The sequence below is a fragment of the Tsukamurella sputi genome (assembly GCF_007858445.1).
In the GTDB taxonomy this organism is placed as follows: Bacteria; Actinomycetota; Actinomycetes; order Mycobacteriales; family Mycobacteriaceae; genus Tsukamurella; species Tsukamurella sputi.
Map to the genome: position 1 here is coordinate 1 of NZ_VIGV01000031.1, position 796 is coordinate 796.

General features: G+C 37.2%; 2 protein-coding genes. One reads left to right on the top strand and one right to left on the bottom strand.

Going from position 1 to position 796, the window contains the following annotated elements; all coding sequences use genetic code 11:
- Positions 1-409: 409 nt before the first annotated feature.
- Positions 410-553 (bottom strand): hypothetical protein, encoded by a 144-nt coding sequence (locus tag FK268_RS25795; protein ID WP_157953459.1) that lies wholly within the window; start codon positions 551-553, stop codon positions 410-412.
- Positions 554-603: 50 nt separating this feature from the next.
- Here FK268_RS25795 and FK268_RS25800 point away from each other — a divergent pair.
- On the top strand, positions 604-796 hold a 193-nt coding region (locus FK268_RS25800; protein ID WP_205124520.1), incomplete at its 3' end, for a peptide-methionine (S)-S-oxide reductase.

The window sequence follows — 796 nt, forward strand, 5'->3', positions numbered from 1 at the left end:
ATTGTATCGATGATTCTGATCGCTTCTAATGTTAACTCCATCTACTATCTCCCTTATGCTTCACATTTACCTATTACTCTTTACCTATTAACCTACTAACCGTTCTCTATTAATACTTACCCATAATACTTACCAATTAATACTTACCGATTAATACTGACTATTAATACCTAATTATTAAAGATCTATCAGAAGGTGTATGGGCGAATGTTACCTACCCTCTTAACTTCATAGAAGTCGGTTATCGATAGCCTTAAAAAAACGATCTACCTCTCTGATAGATCGTTCTATTTTTAGCTTCGATACCTTTAAGATCCACTTAAAGGATACTCTCGCTATCATTCGATAATATTAAATACCGTAAATACCAGCGATAACGATCGTAATTATGCCCTTAAGCGTAGTGAAATTAGAGCGTGCAACCACCACCGGTACAACCTGTATCTTCCACAACTTCTGGCGCTGTTGTATCAATTGGATTATCAGAGTTTGCCGTAACTCCCTCATAGAGGTTATCGAGATCAAATGTTAAATCATCTAATTCTTCACTCATTTTTAGACTCCTTGACCCTAGTTCAGAAAGAGCCCCTATTGTATAAAATTATGACGCACTTCACAGCTCTAAATGTAGGCGAAGAGAAATATGCTAAACTGAACGGTATCAAAGAGTCATTGAGCGATTCGATAAGCGATCAAGTAAGCGAGGACATAATGGATAATAGAGATATAAGAGAGATTGTTGTTGCAGGTGGCTGTTTTTGGGGTGTTGAGGAGTATTATAAGCGCCTTAAAGGGG